General features: G+C 45.8%; 15 protein-coding genes. 8 read left to right on the plus strand and 7 right to left on the minus strand.

Annotated features, from left to right (window positions below):
- Nucleotides 1-349 precede the first annotated feature (349 nt).
- The 3 genes from NL626_RS16235 to NL626_RS16245 all read left to right on the plus strand — a co-directional run bounded on the left by NL626_RS16235 (nucleotide 350) and on the right by NL626_RS16245 (nucleotide 4,561).
- Entirely contained in the window at nucleotides 350-2,074 is a 1,725-nt protein-coding gene (locus tag NL626_RS16235; RefSeq protein ID WP_005383061.1) for an acetolactate synthase 3 large subunit, read from the plus strand.
- A 1-nt stretch (nucleotide 2,075) separates the two neighbouring features.
- Entirely contained in the window at nucleotides 2,076-2,570 is a 495-nt protein-coding gene (ilvN, locus tag NL626_RS16240; RefSeq protein WP_005379697.1) for an acetolactate synthase small subunit, read from the plus strand.
- 110 nt (nucleotides 2,571-2,680) lie between these two features.
- Nucleotides 2,681-4,561, plus strand: a complete 1,881-nt coding sequence (locus NL626_RS16245) for a GGDEF domain-containing protein (protein WP_206953635.1) — start codon at nucleotides 2,681-2,683, stop codon at nucleotides 4,559-4,561.
- A 54-nt stretch (nucleotides 4,562-4,615) separates the two neighbouring features.
- Here the strand turns inward: NL626_RS16245 and NL626_RS16250 are convergent, their stop codons facing one another.
- Together NL626_RS16250 and pykF are read right to left on the minus strand one after the other, a co-directional pair.
- Complete coding sequence (locus NL626_RS16250; RefSeq protein WP_080659233.1) at nucleotides 4,616-5,302, minus strand: GntR family transcriptional regulator; 687 nt, start codon at nucleotides 5,300-5,302, stop codon at nucleotides 4,616-4,618.
- Nucleotides 5,303-5,459: 157 nt separating this feature from the next.
- The gene (pykF, locus tag NL626_RS16255; RefSeq protein WP_005392243.1) at nucleotides 5,460-6,872 is read right to left on the minus strand and encodes a pyruvate kinase PykF; all 1,413 of its coding nucleotides are present in this window, start codon (nucleotides 6,870-6,872) and stop codon (nucleotides 5,460-5,462) included.
- Nucleotides 6,873-7,305: 433 nt separating this feature from the next.
- Between pykF and NL626_RS16260 the strand changes: the two genes are divergently transcribed.
- Both NL626_RS16260 and glmS read left to right on the plus strand, forming a co-directional pair.
- Nucleotides 7,306-8,067 (plus strand): DeoR/GlpR family DNA-binding transcription regulator, encoded by a 762-nt coding sequence (locus NL626_RS16260; RefSeq protein WP_005379701.1) that lies wholly within the window; start codon nucleotides 7,306-7,308, stop codon nucleotides 8,065-8,067.
- Between the two features lie 110 nt (nucleotides 8,068-8,177).
- The gene (gene glmS / locus NL626_RS16265; protein ID WP_253657532.1) at nucleotides 8,178-10,010 is read left to right on the plus strand and encodes a glutamine--fructose-6-phosphate transaminase (isomerizing); all 1,833 of its coding nucleotides are present in this window, start codon (nucleotides 8,178-8,180) and stop codon (nucleotides 10,008-10,010) included.
- An 82-nt stretch (nucleotides 10,011-10,092) separates the two neighbouring features.
- Here the strand turns inward: glmS and NL626_RS16270 are convergent, their stop codons facing one another.
- The gene (locus NL626_RS16270) at nucleotides 10,093-11,175 is read right to left on the minus strand and encodes a glycerol dehydrogenase (protein ID WP_206953639.1); all 1,083 of its coding nucleotides are present in this window, start codon (nucleotides 11,173-11,175) and stop codon (nucleotides 10,093-10,095) included.
- 352 nt (nucleotides 11,176-11,527) lie between these two features.
- Here NL626_RS16270 and dhaK point away from each other — a divergent pair, with 352 nt between their 5' ends.
- From dhaK to ptsP, 3 genes are read left to right on the plus strand one after another with little or no spacing between them, the layout of a single operon-like run.
- Nucleotides 11,528-12,586: a dihydroxyacetone kinase subunit DhaK gene (gene dhaK / locus NL626_RS16275; protein WP_005383055.1), complete on the plus strand. Its 1,059-nt coding sequence runs from the start codon at nucleotides 11,528-11,530 to the stop codon at nucleotides 12,584-12,586.
- A gap of 15 nt (nucleotides 12,587-12,601) precedes the next feature.
- Nucleotides 12,602-13,237, plus strand: coding sequence for a dihydroxyacetone kinase subunit DhaL (gene dhaL / locus NL626_RS16280; protein ID WP_005379705.1), 636 nt, complete (start codon nucleotides 12,602-12,604; stop codon nucleotides 13,235-13,237).
- A gap of 1 nt (nucleotide 13,238) precedes the next feature.
- The gene (ptsP, locus tag NL626_RS16285) at nucleotides 13,239-15,638 is read left to right on the plus strand and encodes a phosphoenolpyruvate--protein phosphotransferase (RefSeq protein ID WP_253657533.1); all 2,400 of its coding nucleotides are present in this window, start codon (nucleotides 13,239-13,241) and stop codon (nucleotides 15,636-15,638) included.
- Between the two features lie 80 nt (nucleotides 15,639-15,718).
- Here the strand turns inward: ptsP and dhaR are convergent, their stop codons facing one another.
- The 4 genes from dhaR to NL626_RS16305 all read right to left on the minus strand — a co-directional run bounded on the left by dhaR (nucleotide 15,719) and on the right by NL626_RS16305 (nucleotide 21,619).
- Entirely contained in the window at nucleotides 15,719-17,644 is a 1,926-nt protein-coding gene (dhaR, locus tag NL626_RS16290) for a dihydroxyacetone kinase operon transcriptional regulator DhaR (RefSeq protein WP_213868544.1), read from the minus strand.
- Nucleotides 17,645-17,789: 145 nt separating this feature from the next.
- On the minus strand, nucleotides 17,790-18,320 hold the full coding sequence (locus NL626_RS16295) for an MltR family transcriptional regulator (RefSeq protein ID WP_005379708.1): 531 nt from the start codon (nucleotides 18,318-18,320) through the stop codon (nucleotides 17,790-17,792).
- Nucleotides 18,321-18,406: 86 nt separating this feature from the next.
- Nucleotides 18,407-19,555: a mannitol-1-phosphate 5-dehydrogenase gene (locus NL626_RS16300; RefSeq protein WP_053306863.1), complete on the minus strand. Its 1,149-nt coding sequence runs from the start codon at nucleotides 19,553-19,555 to the stop codon at nucleotides 18,407-18,409.
- A 111-nt stretch (nucleotides 19,556-19,666) separates the two neighbouring features.
- Complete coding sequence (locus NL626_RS16305) at nucleotides 19,667-21,619, minus strand: PTS mannitol transporter subunit IICBA (RefSeq protein ID WP_005379710.1); 1,953 nt, start codon at nucleotides 21,617-21,619, stop codon at nucleotides 19,667-19,669.
- Nucleotides 21,620-21,701 lie beyond the last annotated feature (82 nt).

The following is a 21,701-nucleotide window of genomic DNA, read 5'->3' on the forward strand; positions in this document are numbered from 1 at the left end:
GTCAAATAACGCTATTTCGCACCCTATAGCTAAAAGCTTATGAAATAATGTTCTTTTTTTAAGCGTTAATTTTTTAGGTTGTACTGTGAAATAGGAGATGTGTGGCTGCTATTCCTACTAACATTCTAATTACTAGTATCTTGTTTAAAAAGTAGACCAATCTCTCATTAGACCCTTTGATAATAAAACGTTACATTTGTTGGGTAACCTTGCGGGATGTTATGACGAACGCAAGACATAGCCGAAAACGTGGAAGTATTTCGATTAGGCTACGAATAAGACCTAGACTATGTAAAACCAGACCAATCCGTTGACCTTACGGTGAGGAAACTGGCTAAGGAGAGCAATTATGACAGCAATGTTGTCAGGCGCAGAGATGGTGGTTCAATCTCTGATAGAAGAGCACGTAGAGCAGATCTTTGGCTACCCAGGTGGCTCTGTTTTGGATATCTACGATGCACTGCATGCCAAAACCGATCAAATCAAACACGTACTTGTAAGGCATGAGCAAGCCGCCACTCATATGGCTGATGGTTACGCTCGAGCTACCGGTAAACCGGGTGTCGTACTTGTGTGCTCGGGGCCGGGCGCGACCAATACCATTACGGGTATTGCAACAGCGTATATGGACTCTATCCCAATGATCGTTATCTCGGGTAACGTACCGAATAGCCTAATTGGTAATGATGCTTTCCAAGAGTGTGACATCGTCGGTGTCTCCCGCCCAGTGGTCAAACACAGCTTTTTAGTAAAAAAAGCGGAAGATATTCCTGAAACAATCAAAAAAGCGTTTTATATCGCGACTACAGGTCGACCTGGTCCAGTTGTGATCGATTTGCCAAAAGATGTAATGAACCCGCAAATCAAACTGCCTTATCAATATCCAGAAACGCTTTCTATGCGCTCTTACAAGCCGACAACTTCGGGCCATAAAGGCCAGATTAAAAAAGCGCTTAAATCGCTATTAGAAGCGAAAAAACCAGTGCTTTATATCGGTGGTGGTGCGGTGATTTCTGGCGCCCATGAACATATTTTAGAGCTTTCCGACAAACTGAACCTACCAGTAGTGAGTACTTTGATGGGCTTGGGGGCATTCCCGGGTACACATAAAAACTCACTGGGCATGTTGGGTATGCACGGCACTTACGAAGCTAATATGGCAATGCATGAAGCGGATCTTATTTTTGGTATCGGTGTGCGTTTTGATGACCGTACAACCAACAACCTTGAAAAGTACTGCCCAAACGCAAAAGTGATGCATATTGATATCGATCCGTCATCGATCTCGAAAAACGTGAAAGTGGATTTGCCGATCGTAGGTTCTGCGGAAAAAGTGCTGACAACCATGCTCGGGCTGCTTGCAGAGCAAGGTAGTGAAAATGATCAAGATGCTATTACCGCATGGTGGGATGACATTCAAGTGTGGCGTGACCGCAACTGCTTGTCTTATGAAACGTCTCCAGAACGAATCAAGCCACAGCAAGTAATTGAAACGCTGCACAAGCTAACTAATGGCGACGCGTATGTGGCGTCTGATGTGGGCCAGCATCAGATGTTTGCGGCGCTGTACTACCCATTCAATAAGCCGCGCCGTTGGATAAACTCTGGTGGTCTTGGCACCATGGGATTTGGTCTTCCGGCTGGCATGGGCGTGAAGTTTGCCATGCCACAAGAAGAGGTCGTGGTTGTGACTGGTGACGGCAGTATTCAGATGAACATTCAAGAATTGTCTACAGCCATGCAATACGACATTCCAGTGAAGATCATCAACCTGAACAACCGATTCTTAGGCATGGTAAAACAGTGGCAAGACATTATTTATCAAGGTCGTCACTCTAATTCTTACATGAGTTCTGTTCCTGACTTTGCAGCGATTGCAGAAGCTTATGGTCACGTCGGTATTCGTATCGAAACGCCTGATCAGCTCGAAGAAGGGCTACAAAAAGCGTTGGATATGAAAGATCGTCTGGTGTTTGTGGACATCAACGTAGACGAAACCGAACACGTATACCCGATGCAAATCAAAGGTGAGGGTATGGATAAAATGTGGCTAAGCAAAACGGAGAGAACTTAATATGAGACACATTATTTCATTGCTATTGGAAAACCAACCGGGTGCGTTGTCTCGTGTTGTTGGTTTGTTCTCTCAACGTGGTTACAACATTGAATCTTTGACGGTATCACCGACTGATGATGAAACCCTGTCGCGAATGAACATTACCACGACATCTGATGAGATGCAGTTGGAACAAATTCAGAAGCAGTTACACAAACTGATCGATGTGCTGAAAGTACAAGAAGTCACCGAGTATGAGCACATTGAGCGTGAACTGATGATGGTGAAAGTGAAAGCCAGTGGTTTTGCGCGAGCAGAAGTGAAGCGGACGGCAGACATCTTCCGTGGCCAGATCGTGGATGTCACGGCTTCCCAATACACCGTACAACTTGCGGGTACGAGTGAAAAGCTAGATGCCTTCATTCAAGCGATATCCGAAGTGACCGAAGTTGTCGAAGTTGCTCGTAGTGGTGTCGTTGGCATTGCGCGAGGAGAGCGAGCCCTCAAACCTTAACTCTCTGATTGCATATAGAAAAGCCACTTAATCTAAGTGGCTTTTTTGTTTAGAAAATAACAATTAATGATATAATTGTCGTTTTAGTAAGCATGATAGGCATTAGACGTGTGAAAGTACCTAAGCGAGTCGGCACCTTATTGGCGACAGCACTATTTTTTAGTGCACTCACTGCCGCTTACTACTATCAGAAATATCTGACGTTGTTAGAAAACAATGTTGAGAACACCGCTCAAGAAGCGTTACATCAATTGGCCTATACTGGCCGTGAATACAGCAATATTCAGGATCAAATCGAAACGATCAGTGACCTACTTGGTCACAGCCAAAGTCTGTATGAATATCTGCGCCAACCTAACCGGGTGAACCGTTCCATCTTAGAAGACATGTGGATCTCGGTCGCAATCAATCAAAAGTTGTATAAGCAAATTCGCTTTCTTGATGTTTCTGGTCGAGAAAAAGTGAGGATTAATTATGAGATTGAAACAGGCGCTGCGTTGCCCGCGATCAAATTGCAAAATAAGTCAGAGCGAGATTACTTTCAATTCGCTAAGAACTTAGACGATGGCGAAATCGCTTCGTGGGGGATAGGTTTAGAACGAGAGTATGGCGAGTTAGTCTATCCCTATAGCCCGTCACTGCGTATTTTGATGCCTATTTCGCTTAACGGAAAGCGCGAAGGGTATCTTGTGCTTAATGTTGATATTGACTATTTATCCTCTCGACTCAACTATTCGTCAGTGCTTGATTTCCATATTGAGCTGATTAAGAGTGACGGATTTTACATTGATAGCCCTAAATCAGCTCGTTTGTATGGCCATATAATTCCCGCTCGCTCTCAATTTAATTTTGGCCGGATGTACCCAAACATTTGGCGTAGTTTAAATTCAAAAGATTCGGGCTATGCTTACAATGGTTCGAATTTGGTCGCGTATCGCACCATCCAGTTTGTTTCTAGCGAACCTCTTCATCTGGTTATTGATCTTACCAATGAGCAGTTATTATCCCGAGCTCAGAGGGATATTGATGACTTAATCCAAGAAGCGTTTTTTGTTCTAAGTTTGGTGCTCGGCTTCACTTTGCCGACGGCAGCCCTTGCTCTGCATTATCGGCGTCATAGTATGGAATCGAAGTTGGCTCGAGCTGCTCTTGATGGTATGACTGCGGTGATGATCTCGGATGCTTCACATAGAATCATCATGGTTAATCAAGAGTTTGAAAACATGATGGGTTACTCAACCAAGCATGCCCAAGGTTGGAGTGCACATCATTTAATTTTTCTACCTGAAGATCTCGAAGCAAACCTGAGTATCTGGAAAACACTGAAGAGTGAACACGTATGGGAAGGGGAGATTCGTTGTCGAACTAAGTTTAATCAAGTCTTTACTGCAATAATGCGTATTCAGGCGAATTTAACCAAATCAGGTAAAGTGAGTTATTACATTACGTCGCTGGTGGATATCTCTGGGCAAAAAGAGTTAGAAGAAAAATTACGAAACCTAAGCGAAAAAGATGGCTTGACGGGGTTGTGGAACCGCCGAAAATTTGAAGAGCAATTGGCGCAATATGCGGGGATTATTGAACGCTATCCTGATAGCCCTCCTGCTTGTTTGGCGTTGTTTGATATTGACCACTTTAAACGTATTAATGACGAGCTTGGCCACGACGAAGGAGACAAGGTGATTTGTAGTGTCGCAGAAACCCTCCTAGAAGAAGTCCGCAGCACAGACTTTGTATCTCGTGTCGGTGGTGAGGAATTTGCAGTGATTATGCCGCATACAACACTAGAAGAGGCTGAAATTGTATTGAACAGGCTACGTGTCGCGGTTCAAATGCGTAGTGATAGAGGCATTACTGTAAGTGCTGGGTATAGTGATTTAACCTCTGATCGTACAAGAACGTATAAATGTGCTGATATTGCTTTGTATGAGTCAAAAAGTGCAGGGCGTAACTGCGTATCGCTATGTCATAGTTATGATGATATTGCTTAGTGCTTTTACAAAAACGAAAAAACGGGGATAGACCCCCGCTTTTTAGTCTCAGCGTTATTCGCTAGCCAGTATGCGACATTGGTTGTCGATGGCGGCTTCGATACACTGTATTGACTGTCTCAAATAACGCTCTAGATAACCTAAAGCATCCTGACTCTTTTTGTCTAGCGATGCCTTCATCAGTATTTCTTGCTCATCGAGATTACAGTGCCCAGGGTTCCCTGTGCCTAAAATCTGCATCGCGAAGTATTGGTAGCGTTTAATTTGCGTGAGTAGATCGCGGAAAAACCCAAACATATTGACAGAGCCAGCACCTTCAAACAGCGCAGTAAGAAACTGATTTTGGCGCTCTTCCCATTCCCTCCAACAAAAGCTTTCGCCAGGTTTTACTCGGGATAACTTGTGATAAGCAGTTAGTACATCCAGTTCCCATTTTTCATCGCCAATCATAATTGCCTTACTGAGTAAGCATGCGGAGACCATTTGCAGGCTTTCGTACAAGTCATGTAACTCATCTTTACATACAGGTGCAACCCAGCAGCCTTTTTGCGGCTCGAGTTTGACGTATTTGCTCCAAGATAATTGCACCAATGCTTCTCGAATGGGTGACGCTCCTACGTTGTACTTCTCTTTGAGTTCGGCAACCACGAGTTTTTGACCTGGTTTAAGCTCGCCATCGAGAATATCCTGACGGATCATTCTTAATACTTTGTCGGTAAGAGTGGGACTAGACACATACACCTCATAGAAACTTTAATCGTGACGATAAAATTAAACAGTACGAAATTCTGATAGAGGTGAATAATACAATTAGCCTATTATGAGAGCAAGAAAGCCATATAAAAAAGGAGGGCATAAGCCCTCCTTCTCAAGAAACTGAAGTGTTAAAAGTTCAGTCTTATAGTACGTGTACAGAAGCTGTGTTCGTAGTACCTGAAGCAACTAGAGCGCCAGAAACCATAACAACGATATCGCCTTTGTTACCTAGACCTGATTCTAGAGCAAGTTCTTTACCCGCTACGTAGAATGCGTCAGTGCTTTCGATTGAATCAACAACTACAGGAGTAACACCTTTAGTTAGAACTAGCTGTGCAGCAGTTTTCTTGTTAGTTGTTAGCGCTAGAATGTTTGCAGTTGGGAAGTACTTACGTACTGAACGTGCAGACTTACCGCCTTCAGTTGCAACAACGATAAGTGGAGCAGCTAGTTTCTCAGCTGTGTCTACTGCACCTTTACATACTGCTTCAGTGATGCGTAGGCGTGGGCTGTCTAGACGAGAACCTAGTTCAGCTTTTAGCGCTGAGTCAGTACGGTTCGCGATTTGAGCCATGATAGTTACCGCTTCAACAGGGTATTTACCTTTCGCCGTTTCACCAGAAAGCATTACTGCGTCAGTACCGTCCATTACCGCGTTAGCAACGTCGCCTGCTTCCGCACGAGTAGGACGTGGGTTGTTGATCATAGAATCAAGCATTTGAGTTGCTGTGATAACCATCTTACGTGCACGGTTACACTTCTCGATCATCATTTTCTGAGCGAAGATTACTTCTTCAGCTGGGATTTCAACACCTAGGTCGCCACGAGCAACCATGATGCCGTCAGAAAGTTCTAGGATCTCATCGAAGTTATCAACACCTTCTTGGTTTTCGATCTTAGAGATGATGTGGATGTTCTCGCCGCCGTTTGCAGCAAGTACTTCACGGATTTCTTGAACGTCAGACGCTTTACGGATGAAAGAAGCTGCTACGAAGTCAACGCCTTGCTCACAACCAAATTTAAGGTCGTTCTTATCTTTTTCAGATAGTGCAGGTAGGTTTACAGAAACGCCAGGAAGGTTAACACCTTTGTTTTCGCCTAGTGCACCGTTGTTAAGAACTTTACATTTAACTTCAGTTTCAGTCTTAGAGATAACTTCCATCTCGATTAGACCGTCGTCTACTAGGATAGTGTTACCTACGTTTAGGTCTGCTGCGAAACCAGCGTAAGTTACTGCAACTTTATCTTTGTTACCTACAACTGAAGTGTCAGTTGTGAAAGTGAATTCTTGACCTGCTACTAGATCAACATCGTTACCGCCTTCTAGCTTGATAGTGCGGATTTCTGGACCTTTAGTATCTAGAAGAATTGCTAGTGGTTTGCCAGTAGCTTCCATTACTTTACGGAAGTTCGCGATACGAGTGCCGTGTTCTTCGTAGTCACCGTGAGAGAAGTTAAGGCGCATTACGTTCATGCCTGCGTTAACTAGTTCAGTTAGCTTCTCTACAGATTCTGTTTTAGGGCCAATCGTACATACGATTTTGGTCTTTTTCATGGAAGATACTCTCCGGTAAGTATAGTTACAATTTGAAAGTCGGTTATTTACTCTGAAGTCAGGACGTTTTTGATGACATTTAGTACCTGTCACCCACCGATTTTTCGTCTCATTATTAGAACTTCAGATTCTGAAAGTCTTTCACCAAGTTTAGTCATTTTATGACTAAAAGATCGGCGATTTTGGTTACCTTTTTGTGACTAATCCCACTTTATATGCAGAAAGTTGCAAAAAAATAGCCTTCAATTCTGTAATTTTTTTTCTTTTCGGTGGCGAATTCTACCACTGAATGAATCCAATATCACTGTTTAAGAATTGTCTTAGGACAAGGTTTTATCGAGAAATATTAATTTTTTGGATCGAAATAAATGGACTTGAAAGTTTCGGTTTGACTATAATAAGTTTCACATCGAAACTTAAAATAAAAACTTAAATGTCGAAACGAAACACTCAATTAAGAAGACACGCCATTTCTAACTTGGTTTCTGAACTAGGAGAAGTCAGCGTTGATGAACTTGCTCAGAAATTCGAAACCTCAGAGGTCACGATTAGAAAGGATTTAGCTTCTTTAGAGAAAAACGGCCAACTTCTACGCCGCTATGGCGGTGCGATTGCTATCCCAAAGGAAGTCATTCACGAAGAATTGGGCGCTAATGTTTCGACTCGAAAGTTAAGCTTAGCAAAAGCAGCAGCATCATTGATTCGCGATCATAATCGCATCGTGATCGACAGTGGCAGCACGACTGCCGCGCTGATTCAACAGTTGAATGATAAACGTGGCTTAGTGGTCATGACCAACTCGTTGCATGTTGCTAACGCTCTTAATGAATTAGAGAGCGAACCGACACTGCTGATGACTGGCGGTACTTGGGATACGCACTCAGAGTCCTTTCAAGGCAAAGTAGCCGAATCTGTATTACGAGCTTACGACTTTGACCAACTATTCATCGGTGCGGATGGCATCGATCTCGAGCGTGGAACCACGACATTTAATGAATTGGTTGGCTTAAGTAAGGTAATGGCAGAAGCGTCACGTGAAGTGATCGTAATGATCGAGTCCGAAAAAATCGGCCGTAAGATCCCAAACTTAGAGCTCGCTTGGCATCAAGTTGATGTGTTGGTGACCGATGCAGATATCCAAGCAGAGCATAAAGTACAGATTGAACAACATGGCGTGAAAGTCATTTGCGCCTAATAATGTAATCAGTTTCATATTTCACTTCCCTCTGGATAAAGGCCTTTGCTTGCTGCCTCTATTTGAAATCATGGCTAGGGAAGAACAAAACTACAAACGGAGATAAACACATGTGTGGAATCGTAGGTGCAGTAGCACAACGAGATGTTGCAGAAATTTTGGTTGAAGGTCTACGCCGCTTAGAGTACCGCGGTTACGACTCTGCTGGCGTTGCGGTTGTTGATGGCGAATCAAACCTAACGCGCGTTCGTCGCTTGGGTAAAGTACAAGAATTGGCTGATGCAGTAGAAGAAGCAAAAGTGATCGGCGGAACTGGTATTGCGCACACTCGTTGGGCGACGCACGGTGAACCTTCTGAAATCAACGCTCACCCACACATGTCTGGTGATATCGCAGTGGTCCATAACGGCATCATCGAAAACCATGAAGAGCTGCGTGAGCTGCTTCAATCTCGTGGCTACGTGTTTGAATCGCAAACGGATACAGAAGTTATCGCACACATGGTTGAGTGGGAACTTCGTACTTCAGAAACGCTATTAGAAGCGGTACAAAAAACAGCAAAACAACTTGAAGGCGCATACGGCACGGTAGCGTTGGATCGCAAAGATCCTTCACGCATCGTAGTAGCGCGTTCAGGCAGCCCGATCGTGATCGGTTTTGGTGTAGGTGAAAACTTCCTAGCGTCTGACCAACTTGCATTACTTAACGTTACGCGCCGTTTCATGTACCTAGAAGAAGGTGACGTAGCAGAAATTACTCGCCGTGAAGTCACTGTGTTTGATGCAACGGGTGAGCCAGTTGAGCGTGAAATTGTTGAATCTAACGCAGAGCATGATGCAGGTGATAAAGGCCAATACCGTCACTTCATGCAAAAAGAAATCTATGAGCAACCTAAAGCGTTGATCAACACAATGGAAGGTCGTATCACGGCAGACTCTGTTGTGACAGACGCGATCGGTGTGCACGCGGCAGACATTCTAAGCAAAGTAGAACACGTACAAATCGTGGCGTGTGGTACGTCTTACAACGCAGGTATGACGGCACGTTACTGGTTTGAAGACATTGCAGGCGTTAGCTGTGATGTAGAAATTGCGTCTGAATTCCGTTACCGCAAGTTTGTGATTCGTCCAAACAGCCTATTGATCACGTTGTCTCAGTCTGGTGAAACCGCTGATACGCTAGCAGCACTTCGCCTAGCAAAAGAGAAAGGTTATATGGCGGCGATGACCATTTGTAACGTAGCAGGCTCTTCTCTGGTTCGTGAATCAGATTTTGCGTTCATGACTCGCGCTGGTGTTGAAATCGGTGTGGCTTCAACCAAAGCGTTCACGACTCAACTTTCTGCACTACTTATGTTGGTAACGGCACTAGGTAAAGAGCAAGGCCGCATCAGCAAAGAGAAAGAAAAAGAGATTGTTGAAGCGCTACACGCACTTCCTAAGCAAATCAACGCGGCACTTTCTTTCGAGAAAGAAATTGAAGCACTAGCAACGGATTTTGCAGACAAGCACCACACATTGTTCCTAGGCCGTGGCGAGTTCTACCCAATCGCGATGGAAGCGTCTCTAAAACTGAAAGAGATCTCGTACATCCACGCAGAAGCGTACGCGGCGGGTGAACTGAAACACGGTCCTCTGGCTCTAATTGATGCTGACATGCCAGTTGTTGTGGTTGCACCAAGCAACGACCTACTTGAAAAGCTAAAATCAAACGTTGAAGAAGTGCGTGCGCGTGGCGGCCTTCTATACGTATTCGCAGATGCAGACGCAGGCTTCGAAGGCGATGAAACAATGAAGATCATAACGATGCCTCACGTTAGTGAAATCACGGCGGCGATCTACTACACCATCCCAATGCAGTTACTGTCTTACTACGTAGCACTGATCAAAGGTACGGACGTAGACCAACCACGTAACCTGGCGAAAGCGGTGACGGTTGAGTAATTACGCTTAACAGCAAAAATCCAAGCGGCACATGCGAGAGTATGTGCCGCTTTTTTATTTAAGCCCACTTTAAGGGGGTGAGTTATTGACCCAACTGGTGAGCGGTTAGAATTGCAGAGTAGACATTTTCTGCCGTCACTGGGAATGGCATATTGTGGATGGTTTCTCCCTCGGCCGTTGAGGCTTCGGCGACCTCGCGCAACTTAGCGTGGTTAAGATCTTTAACGCCCATATCAAATAAGTTGGTTGGTAGACCTACAGAGCGGCAGAATGCAAGAACCGTATTAATCTCTTCCATCGCTGCGTTTTCTAGTACCAGCTGAACAAGTGTGCCGAACGCGACTTTCTCACCATGATAGAGATGATGACACTCTTCAAGCTTAGTTAGGCCGTTATGAATAGCGTGAGCACCCGCTAGACCACTGCTTTCAAAACCGATACCGCTTAGGTATGTATTGGCTTCAATAATGTTTTCTACCGCTTTGGTGCTCACACCATTTTCTACCGCAGCTTTTGCTTTTACACCATCTTCAAGCAAGGTTTCATAGCAAAGTTTCGCAAGCGCTTGTGCTGAACGCGTCGCTAACCCACCAGCCATTGTTGCCTTACCAGAAGTCATGTTGGCACGAGCTTCAAAGTAGGTGGAAAGCGCGTCGCCCATCCCCGATACAAGTAAGCGAACAGGGGCTTTGGCGATGACTGACGTATCCATGATGACCATGTCTGGGTTTTTAGGGATCATCAAATATTCTGCAAATTCACCTTCAGGTGTGTATATCACCGCAAGCGCTGAGGTTGGCGCATCAGTCGAGGCAATCGTAGGAACCACCACGACAGGAATTTTGGTGTAAAACGCAACAGCCTTTGCTGTATCTAACGTTTTACCACCACCAATACCGACAATGACATCGTGTTTCTGAGTGGCACAAATGTCCGTGATGCGTTCAATCTCAACGCGCGAACATTCGCCACCAAAAATGTTCATAGTGAGTGGAAGCTTTTCGTCAGCAAAACTTTGTTTGACGTCATCACCAACCAGGTTAGTCACGAACTCATCGGCAATTACTAACGGACGTTCACCCAATGTTTTCACATAGTGAGCTATAGATGTAAGTACTTGTTCACCTTGGACGTATTTGCTTGGGCTGATAATAATTTTGTCCATAATTCAAACCTTTAACCTTTTTTTTGTGTGTTTTGGACTGCAATGAATATCCATTGTAGGGATAAGGTTTATATTAGGTTTGGTGTGGTAGGTGGTGAAGGATATCTCTGGTTTGTTCCATGCTTTTATGACCTCTGTGTCAAACCGACTGTCAGAAGTAATAAGCATCAGCATGCTTTATGGCGCCGATCACTATTCAAGCTAATCTGTCGTTTTTCGTTTCATATTGAAACGAAAATACCGAAGTCGTTGTTTCAATATGAAACAGATTGATTTTTGTTGAGCACGTTTTTTCTCTGTTTAAGATGAATTCATACCCTACATAAAAATATAAATGGAATGAGATAGAACGATGAAAAAGTTAATTAACCAAGTCGATGATGTTGTATTGCAGCAAATGGAAGGCCTGGCATTGTCCCGCCCTGAGCTAAAAGCGAACTACGAGCCTCGTTACATGTGGCACGAGGAAACGCCGGGGCAAGTGGCACTGGTTTCTGGTGGTGGCTGTGGTCATGAACCTTTGCACGCTGGTTTTATTGGTAAAGGCATGCTGACAGGCGCCTGTCCTGGTGAGGTGTTTACTTCACCAACGCCAGATCAAATGTACGAATGTGGCAACCAAGTGAATACTGGTGAAGGCGTGCTATTTATCATTAAAAACTACACCGGTGATGTGTTGAACTTTGAAACGGCTGTGGAGCTGCTTCATACCGATGGTATCAAAGTTGGGTCGGTGTTGGTGGATGACGATGTTGCAGTCAAAGACAGCCTATACACCGCTGGTCGCCGTGGCGTTGCTGGAACGGTATTGGTTGAAAAGTTAGTTGGGGCTGCCGCGAACAAAGGTTATTCGTTGGAGCAATGTGAAGCGCTGGCTCGTCGCGTTAATAATCACTGTCGTTCATTTGGCGTGGCGCTTAATGCTTGTGTTGTACCCGCAGCAGGTAAACCATCTTTTGTTCTGGAAGATGATGAAGTGGAGTTTGGTGTTGGTATCCATGGTGAACCAGGTATCAAGCGAGTGAAATACACCGATGTCGATACGTTAGTGGATGAAATGTTTGCTGAAGTTGCTGAAAACACACCTTATCAGCGCACATTGCGTATTTGGAATCGTGACGAAGGTGAATGGGATGAAGTGGAATCCAGCATTGAGCCTTTCGCCGCTGAACACGACTACATCGTGATGGTGAATGGTATGGGTGGTACGCCAACTTCAGAGCTTTACGGAGTGTACCGCCGTCTGGCTCATAACTGTGAGCAAGCAGGGTTCCGTATCGTGCGTAATATGGTTGGTAACTTCTGTACGTCACTCGATATGGAAGGCGTTTCGATTACGTTGCTGAAGGCAGACAAAGAGATGTTGGAGCTGTTTGATGCTCCTGTCGATACGGCCGCGATCAAGTGGTAACAGGGGAGAGCAAACATGCAAATTGAAAAACAACATATCGTTCACTGGCTAGAGTTATGTGCAAAAACGTATCAAGAGAATCAAGATTTTCTGACCGACCTTGATCGTGATATTGGTGACGCCGACCACGGTCTCAATATGAACCGTGGCTTTAAAAAAGTTGCTGAAAAACTGCCGCAATTTGCGGACCAAAATATCGGCAGCATTCTCAAGAATACGGGCATGACCTTGCTTTCTAGTGTCGGTGGGGCAAGTGGCCCGCTGTATGGCACGCTGTTTATTCGCACGGCTGCCGCTGTCGGAACCCGAGAGCAACTAACGTTTGAAGAGTTGGTCGATGCACTAAAAAGCGGTGTGGATGGCGTGGTGTCTCGTGGTAAAGCAGAGCTGGGTGATAAAACCATGTGTGATGTTTGGTTACCCGTTTTAGTTAGCGTGAAGGCGTCGTTAGAAAATGGCATGAGCGCCGATCACTTACTTAATGAAATGGTTGAGCTAGCAGAAACGAACGCGGTTGCCACGATTGAAATGTTGGCGAAAAAAGGGCGAGCAAGCTATCTGGGGGAACGTAGTATTGGTCACCAAGATCCCGGTGCAACCTCTTCTTTGTTAATGATTAAAGCACTACAGCAGGCAATAGCAGGTAATTAAGATGGTGGGAATTGTAGTTGTATCTCATAGTCGTCGACTTGCAGAAGGGGTGGCAGAACTTGCCACCCAAATGACGCAAGGCAAAGCCAAGCTTGCGATTGCTGCTGGGATTGATGATCCAGAGAACCCGATCGGAACCGATGCCATTGCCGTGATGGAAGCGATTGAGCAGGTACAAGATCAACAAGGGGTTGTTGTGTTGATGGATCTTGGCAGCGCGTTGCTTAGCACGGAAATGGCTCTGGATCTGGTTGATGATCATGTGAGGGAAAATGTCACCCTTATCTCGGCCCCTATTGTTGAAGGGACCATGGCGGCGTCGGTGGCTGCTGCTGCCGGACTACCTTTATCGACGGTAGTCGAAGAGGCACAGAATGCGTTAAGCGTAAAACAAGAGCACCTTGGTGATCAGCCACTAACATCCGCTGAGATAGCGCCAGTATCAGAGAACTTTGAGCAAGAACGGACATTTGATTGGGTGGTGCAAAATCCGCATGGATTACATGCTCGTCCCGCTGCGGCCATTGTTGGTGCACTCGCGCCTTTTGACTGCCAATTATGGTTGAAAAAAGGCGAGCGCCGTGTGAACGCAAAAAGCTTAAACAGCATTGCGAAACTTGGCGTTTGTAGCCAAGAGACGATCACGCTGTGCGCACTTGGACCTCAATCCAGTGAAGCAATCAAGGCATTTGAAGCCTTAGCTAGTGAGCACTTCGGAGAAAAAGAGGCGGTTGAGCAAGGCATTATCGAATCTGAAGAGAGCACGGATACTTTGCTCGATGGCATGGCCTCAAGTCAGATTGAAGGTGCTGTTGTTGGTATTCGAGTCAATGACGGTATCGCTACTGCTCCAGTTGTCCTTTTTACTCATGAAATGCCAGCTGTGCCTGAACGTGATTTCCAAAGTGAACAAGATGAAATTGAACGGGTTAAGCATGCGATAGGCGTGGTTGTTCAACATTTGCAGGAGCAAGCGAAGCAGCCGAAAGGGGAAATATTTTCTGCTCATAGCATGATGCTCAGTGACCCAGAGTTATGGGCATCGGTTGAGGCGCGAATTCAAACGGGCATGATAGCCGAGCAAGCTTGGATAGAATCACTGCAAACGTTGGCCGAAGAGTTTCGCCAGGCAGAAAGTCAGTACATGCGGGAGCGTGAAGCAGATGTGCATGATATCGCACGCCAAGTTATGGTCGAAATGACAGGCGTAACGCCTAATGCCATCGACATTCAGGAACCGAGTATTTTGTTGGGCCGCGACCTGATGCCTTCTGATGTGGCCGGGCTTGATAAATCGAAAGTGCTTGGTATCTGTTTGAGTGAGGGAGGGAAAACCTCTCACAGTGCGATTCTTGCTCGTGCGATGGGTATTCCTGCCATCGTTAAAGCTCAGGGCTGCCTTGATGCTGTGCGTGCTGGTCAAGTGGTGACTATTGATGGCTTCCGAGGGCATTTATGGTTCTCTCCTTCAGATGCCGTACAGCAGGAATTAGAAGCTCAGCAAATTGAGTGGCAAAACTCCCGACAGAGTGCACTAGCGAGTGCTCAGCAAGTCGCAGTCACCTGTGATGGTGTCCATATTCCAGTATTCGCCAATATTGGTGGACCGAAAGATATTGATGATGCACTAACATCAGGAGCTGAGGGCGTTGGTCTATTCCGGACTGAGTTTCTATTTCAAAACAGTGATGAGTTGCCGACTGAGGAAGCGCAATACCAAGTGTATCGTGATATTGCCGCCGCACTTGGTGATAAGCCACTTACGATTCGTAGTCTAGATGTTGGCGGTGACAAGCCTTTAGCCGCTTATCCTATGCCAGCAGAAGATAATCCATTTTTAGGTTTGAGAGGGGTGCGGTTGTGCCTTCAACATGAGTCATTGTTTACCGCTCAACTTCGAGCCATTCTGAGAGCCTTTCACGAGCAACCGAATATTCAATTGATGATACCGATGGTGGCTCAGGTTGAAGAAGTGAGAAAAGTAAAAGTGCTGTTGGCGCATCAAGCGAACCAACTCGGCTTGGATGTGACTCATTTGCCCGTTGGTATTATGATTGAGGTACCAGCCGCGGTGTTAAATGCTGATGCGTTAGCCCAAGAAGTCGACTTTTTCTCTATTGGCACCAATGATTTGACTCAATATGTTATGGCCGCCGATCGAGGTAACGCCGCTGTTGCTGAATTGGTGAACTACTTTGAACCATCGGTACTAAAAGCCATTGAGCTCACGTGTGCAGCAGGCGATCGCGCGGGCATACCGGTTAGTATGTGTGGTGAGATGGCTGGCGATCCAAATGCCACAGAAACATTGCTTCGCGTGGGGTTGCGAAAATTCAGCGCCAGTTCGAGTATGCTCCCGGGACTAAAAGCGCAGATTCGTCAGTTGTCTGTCGATGTTTAATCGATATCTTATCGTTAGTACATCTGTACCGGCGTGCTTACGCCGGTTTTACTTTTGTTATAGGAACGCCATTTCACGACTTAATACAGCTTCATTTGCTCCTGTAGCCTAAACTTATTAATTTTTCTCCATAAGGTCGTGCGGCCAATTTGCAATGCTTTCGCCATATCATGCATTTTGCCATCACACTGATTCCAAGCTTGAACAATCGCTCTTCTCTCGGCTTCTTCTAACGTGATTACTGGCGTATTTTCTGCGGTATGGCGAGAATTCAGTTTAATGTCTTCAGGAATATCGTTCAGCTTGATTAAGTTCGAACTGCGGTTCAGCAAAATTCGCTCAGTTCGGTTTCTTAATTCGGAGTTATTGCCTGACCAACGAAAATTCATCAACGCTTCCAGTGCGACTGGCTCTATCGAGATCGTCACATTGTGGCGGCGTTCGTAATGGCTGATAAGCTGCTGGACGAGAAATTCAATGTCTTCTTTACGCTTTCGTAGTGGTGGAATATGCAGCTCGTTCGAGGAGATTTCATAATAAAGTTGCCGACCAAATGAGCGCTGAGTGACATACTCGCTGATCTCTGAAGCGGTGCTGGTAATAAGTTGAAAATCTACGGGGATCAATCGCAAACTGTCGCTGCGGCTGACGAGCCCAGTTTTTAACAACTTAAGTAGCACGGCTTGTAAATCGGGTGACAGATATTCCACCTTTTCTAAAAAGAGCGTACCGCCATGGGCGAGCTCAAACTTTGAAGGCATGCCTTGCCCTTCGTCATACCCCAGGGTTTCTTTGACCAGTTGCTCTGTATTGATGGAGCGGCAGTTGAGCGTAATGAACGGCCCTTCTTTGTAGGTGCTTTCGTTATGAATCGCCATGGCGAGAGTGGCTTTTCCTACGCCTTCTTCACCTGTAATTAGAATCGGTGATTTGGACTTTATGGCCCGTTTTGCCACGGTAATGACATGCTTCATTTTTCGTGAAATGACGGGCAAAGTGCTGAACGTATAGCGCGCACTGCCACCTATTTGTTGTTGAGCAAGTTCGCGAATTTTATCGATAGGGTGCAAGAACAATAAGTGTGTGCCGTCATTGAGTGGACGCAAGGTGATGATCGCTTCAACAAACTCGCCACGAACCTCTACCGTTGTGAGTTTACGGTTTATGCTCGCACCTGACTCAATACTAGTAAGGACATTCGGTGGGAAGCGTAAAACAGAAAAGACTTCTTTATCCAAGACCTGACTGGCTTCAATGTTTAACAAGCGCTCTGATTGGTGATTTACCATGGTTATACGGCTTTCTTCATCCCAGGCCAGAAGGCCGTCATCCATGCACTCTAACGTTGCGTTATGCGCACAAGTGAGGCGGTTCATGTTTTCTTGTTCCGACTGAATGTGGATTTGCAAGCTGACTTCTTTCGCGCTCGACGCGATGATGACTAAGTCTTCTTTCTTATAGCTTTCCGCTTTTCTGAAAAGGCATGTTGTACCGCGTAATTTGCCAAATTGGTCGAAAACAGGCGCCGCTACAGAGGCATAAGAGTGCAAGTGGCGATTGAAATGTTCGGCAGCAAAAACTTCACACGGGATATGAGTGTTGATACAGAGATTGACTGCATTTGTGCCTATCTTTCCTTCGGAGAGAAAACAGCCTTGTTTTATGCCGAGCGTTTGCATCTCTTGTCGCAAAGAGTCGTGCCCGACGGTGGAGAGAATACAGCCGTTGCCATCGGTTACCATCAACACCAGGTCTTCGTCACCAAGCATATCGTACGTATCTTCAAGTACGGTCGTGGCGCATTCGATGAGATGCTCGTTGCGCTTCATTAGAGATGAGAAGGTAAATCCAGAAGCAATATGTGGTTTTGACCAGGTGTAAGGGCTGCATTGCTTTATGCAACGCTCCCACGACTCGAGGACGGGAGTGCGGGAAAATTCTGGAGATACCCAGTGGTGTTTCTGGAAAAACTCCCACTTAGTTTTAGTGTCTTCGATTGAAAGCATGCGATACCGTTTCAATACTAGCGATAGATTGGTCTGATGTTACAGAGACATCGGAATATGGACTGTGATGGCTTTCACGCACGTTGTATAGAAGAATGTGCAAAAAGAGGGGCGAGTTGAGGAGGCTTCCGTGCCAGTTTTTCGATTAAAAAGGGCTGTCTTTGCCGAGCTCATTGCAAATCTCGACAATGGCAAGTGAGAGCCCTGACTTAATGATTTGTTGTTGACGTTGCAGTTGTAGCTGATAAAACTCAAGGTCGATGTCGTCATCTGGTTCGCTGACTTCCAGTTGCACCATGCCCATTTTCTTCACCAAGTGCAGTTTCTTAATTGGTTCTAGAATATTCGGGTCAGTGAATTCGTAATCTGAAGCGTCACTATTGAGTTGGTTTTTGAGTTTGATGATGTCTTCGATGTCGTGGTAAATGTCATCGGGGAGCACTCCCAAGCCAAACAATAACTTCAAACGAACAGACAGATCGCCCAGAGGTCCAGAGTCTTGTAGCAGCGGACCGACAACCGATTGAACAGCGAAGTTATCTTTACGAAAGATTCTTTGCACTAACCCGTCGATCGAATCGTTAAAAACGTCGACTGCTGCAATGAAAAAGCCTCGTACCGATGGGGCGCTGTTTAATCGCTCAATGATCTCGGTTTCGTTGATGTTATCTGCCATATACTGAATACATTTCTAATTATTAGCTATCCCAACTCTTCAAGCAGAGAAGGACATAGAAGGGGAGCCAAGCTCCCCTAGGTAAATCAAAGTTGGTTGTAAAGTGTCTCGATTTGAGCCACTTCATCACTGTCTTCTGCAAGACCTGTGTATGTCGCTAGCGTCTTCTTCACACCCACTTCTTTTAATGAGGTTTGCAGTTCTACTGCTTGTGGGTCGGTGTCGTTAGTGTACTTCAACGCAGCGGCAATGCCTTTCAAAAGTGTTTTATTTTCAGTGCCATACTCAATTGTACCGAGTAAAGGCTTCACTAATCTATCGTTTGCACCCAATTTTCTAATTGGTTGACGACCTACGCGATCCACCTCATCCACTAAGTATGGGTTGGCAAAGCGTCCTAAAATCTTCTCGATGTAGGCGTTGTGCATGTCACGGTCGAAGCCGTAGCGTTTGATCAGCACTTCACCACTCTCTTGCATCGCCTGTTTTACTTCAGCGTGAATGCTTGGGTCTTCAATTGCTTCACGAATGGTGCGATGGCCTTTCAAGCAACCTAGGTAAGCGGTAATGCAGTGGCCTGTATTGAGAGTGAATAGCTTGCGTTCTACGAATGCCATTAGGTTGTTGGTTCTTTCCATGCCAGCTATGTCAGGGATTTCGCCCTTGAATTGCTGCTCATCCACAATCCATTCGCTAAAACTCTCTACAGTGACTTCTAGTGGGTCATCGTTCGCCGCTTCTGCTGGTGGTACGATGCGGTCCACTGCGGAGTCGACGAAGCCAACTAGCTCGTCTGCTTTCGCGTGTAATGATTCATCCAAATGTTTGTACACTTCACCTTTTAGGTGAGTCGTGCCACGAACCATGTTTTCACACGCGATGATGTTCAATGGTTTATCGTTACCTGCTGCAAAGCGTTTAGCAATGCCGGTAGCGATGGTTTTTGCAATGATGTCCAGTACGTTAGGGCCAACCGCTGTTGTTACCAAGTCGGTTTTTACAATGCGGTCGATGACATCTTCACTGGCTGAGTTTACCGCGGTGACGTGAGTTACTGTGTCGATTTGGCACTCAGTACCGACCACTTTTACTTTGTATTCTTGCTTGTGACTCAGTTGGTCGACGAGTGGAGCGTCAACGTCTGCGAATGTCACCTCGACTTCTGCGTCTGCTAATAGTTTACCGATGAAGCCACGACCAATGTTACCTGCGCCAAAATGAACTGCGTTTTTCATAATTCTTACCTACCAATGTCTAAAATGTTGACTTACGAAACTAGGGGGAGGCCAACCGCATAGGGGGTGACAGCTGACCTCATTTGCCTCAGGAGCAAATTAAAGGGGTAATTAAGCCGCTTGTTGACCGCCAAGGATGTTTAGAATCTCTTCCACATCGTTGGTGCTGGTTAGCTTCTCAATTGCCTCCGGCTCATCGAGCGCGTTCGTAATGGTGGTAATCACCTGGATGTGCTCATCGTTCTTAGCGGCAATGCCGATAACCAGTTTCGCAACATCGTCGTCGTCTTCAGTAAATTGGATACCCGATGGGTATTGGCAGATTACAATGCCGGTTTTCTTCACGCGGTCTTTCGCTTCCACCGTACCGTGAGGCACTGCGATAGATTCGCCTAGGTAAGTTGGAACCAATGCTTCACGCTCAAACATCGCGTCTACGTATTCTGGTTCTGCGTAGCCAAGTTCGACCAACTTGTTGCCCGCGAAGCGAATCGCTTCTTCTTTGTTGGCAGCTTTCAAACCTAGGTGAATGTTTTCACGCTGGATTTGGAACACCGACGTTTGCTGTGGCTCGAAGTTGTCGTCGTTTGCTGCCACGAGCGAAACTTTTACCATTTGGTCGTCATTGGCTGCGGATTGGTTTTGCGCTGCTAGTAGTTTGGTGACTAGCTGGTTGTACATCTCGCTGTCTAGGAAGTTAGTCAATGAAATGTGGTGTGCGTTTGGAGCATGCTTACGTGCACGATCCGTTAAGTCTTTATGAGTAATCACGATATCTGCACTCTCTGGTAAGCTGTTAATGGCAAGGTTGGTTACGTGGATGTTCAGACCTGCGTCTTGAACCTTTTTGCGTAGCATGCTCGCGCCCATTGCACTTGAGCCCATGCCCGCATCACAAGCGACAATGATGCTTTGTACTGTCGCTAGGTCTACGTCACCTTTGCTTTGGCTGTTTACCACCGCATCGTTTTTAGATGCAGATTTCATGTCTTTCATTTGTGATGTTGCTTTTTCTAGTGCTGCTTCATCACCGTCTTCTTCTGTTGACGTTTGCGTCTTCATTAGCAGTGCTGCTACCGCGAATGACACACCTGTTGCTGCTGCGATAGACGCTAGAACACCAACGATTGAGCCTTTCTGAGTCATCAACAAGATTGCAAAGATTGAACCTGGTGATGCTGGAGAAACAATACCTGCGTTAAAGATAGTTAGAACGAATACGCCAGTCATACCACCTGCGATAGCCGCAAGGATTAGGCGAGGGTTCATTAGGATGTATGGGAAGTAAATCTCGTGGATACCGCCGAAGAAGTGGATGATTGATGCACCACCTGCCGTTTGACGAGCCGTACCTTTACCAAACACCATGTAAGCTAGCAGGATACCTAGACCAGGACCTGGGTTTGCTTCGATTAGGAAGAAGATCGACTGACCTGTTTCAGACGCTTGTTGGATACCCAGTGGAGAGAAAATACCGTGGTTGATCGCATTGTTTAGGAACAGGATCTTCGCAGGTTCAACGAAGATTGAAGTCAGTGGTAGTAGGTGAGCAGAAACTAGGAAGTTAACGCCAGCCGCCAAGCCACCAGAAAGAATTTTTACGAATGGACCGATAAAGATGAAAGCAAGGATCGCACATAGCATGCCGATGATGCCCGCAGAGAAGTTGTTAACCAACATCTCGAAGCCACTTTTTACTTTACCATCGATGTAGTTATCGAATTTCTTGATAGCCCAGCCGCCCATTGGGCCGACCATCATTGCACCCATAAACATTGGGATGTCTGTGCCGACAATCACACCCATTGTTGTGATTGCACCGACTACCGCACCACGATCGCCACCAACTAATTTACCACCGGTGTAACCGATAAGTAGTGGCAGCAAGTAGGTAATCATTGGGCCAACCATAGAGGCTAACGTTTCGTTTGGTAGCCATCCTGTTGGGATAAATAGAGCAGTGATAAAGCCCCACGCGATAAACGCGCCGATGTTTGGCATTACCATGTTTGACAGAAAACGACCAAAATTTTGTATCTTGATCTTGGCATCTGGTGATATCATAACAATTCCCCGTTCGATGTTCTGATGAATCTTGTTGTAGTAAACGGTTCGCCAAAACCGTTTGTTTGATTGCTTAGTACCC

Origin of the sequence: Vibrio sp. Y58_MX_L22 (assembly GCF_024181865.1) — a bacterium.
In the GTDB taxonomy this organism is placed as follows: Bacteria; Pseudomonadota; Gammaproteobacteria; order Enterobacterales; family Vibrionaceae; genus Vibrio; species Vibrio alginolyticus.

Bases quoted from the DNA above. Each gene is read 5' to 3' on its own strand.
- NL626_RS16235 (WP_005383061.1), top strand. From the start codon at position 350: ATGACAGCAATGTTGTCAGGCGCAGAGATGGTGGTTCAATCTCTGATA.
- ilvN (WP_005379697.1), top strand. From the start codon at position 2,076: ATGAGACACATTATTTCATTGCTATTGGAAAACCAACCGGGTGCGTTG.
- pykF (WP_005392243.1), bottom strand. From the start codon at position 6,872: ATGAAAAAGACCAAAATCGTATGTACGATTGGCCCTAAAACAGAATCT.
- NL626_RS16260 (WP_005379701.1), top strand. From the start codon at position 7,306: ATGTCGAAACGAAACACTCAATTAAGAAGACACGCCATTTCTAACTTG.
- glmS (WP_253657532.1), top strand. From the start codon at position 8,178: ATGTGTGGAATCGTAGGTGCAGTAGCACAACGAGATGTTGCAGAAATT.
- NL626_RS16270 (WP_206953639.1), bottom strand. From the start codon at position 11,175: ATGGACAAAATTATTATCAGCCCAAGCAAATACGTCCAAGGTGAACAA.
- dhaK (WP_005383055.1), top strand. From the start codon at position 11,528: ATGAAAAAGTTAATTAACCAAGTCGATGATGTTGTATTGCAGCAAATG.
- dhaL (WP_005379705.1), top strand. From the start codon at position 12,602: ATGCAAATTGAAAAACAACATATCGTTCACTGGCTAGAGTTATGTGCA.
- ptsP (WP_253657533.1), top strand. From the start codon at position 13,239: ATGGTGGGAATTGTAGTTGTATCTCATAGTCGTCGACTTGCAGAAGGG.
- dhaR (WP_213868544.1), bottom strand. From the start codon at position 17,644: ATGCTTTCAATCGAAGACACTAAAACTAAGTGGGAGTTTTTCCAGAAA.
- NL626_RS16295 (WP_005379708.1), bottom strand. From the start codon at position 18,320: ATGGCAGATAACATCAACGAAACCGAGATCATTGAGCGATTAAACAGC.
- NL626_RS16300 (WP_053306863.1), bottom strand. From the start codon at position 19,555: ATGAAAAACGCAGTTCATTTTGGCGCAGGTAACATTGGTCGTGGCTTC.
- NL626_RS16305 (WP_005379710.1), bottom strand. From the start codon at position 21,619: ATGATATCACCAGATGCCAAGATCAAGATACAAAATTTTGGTCGTTTT.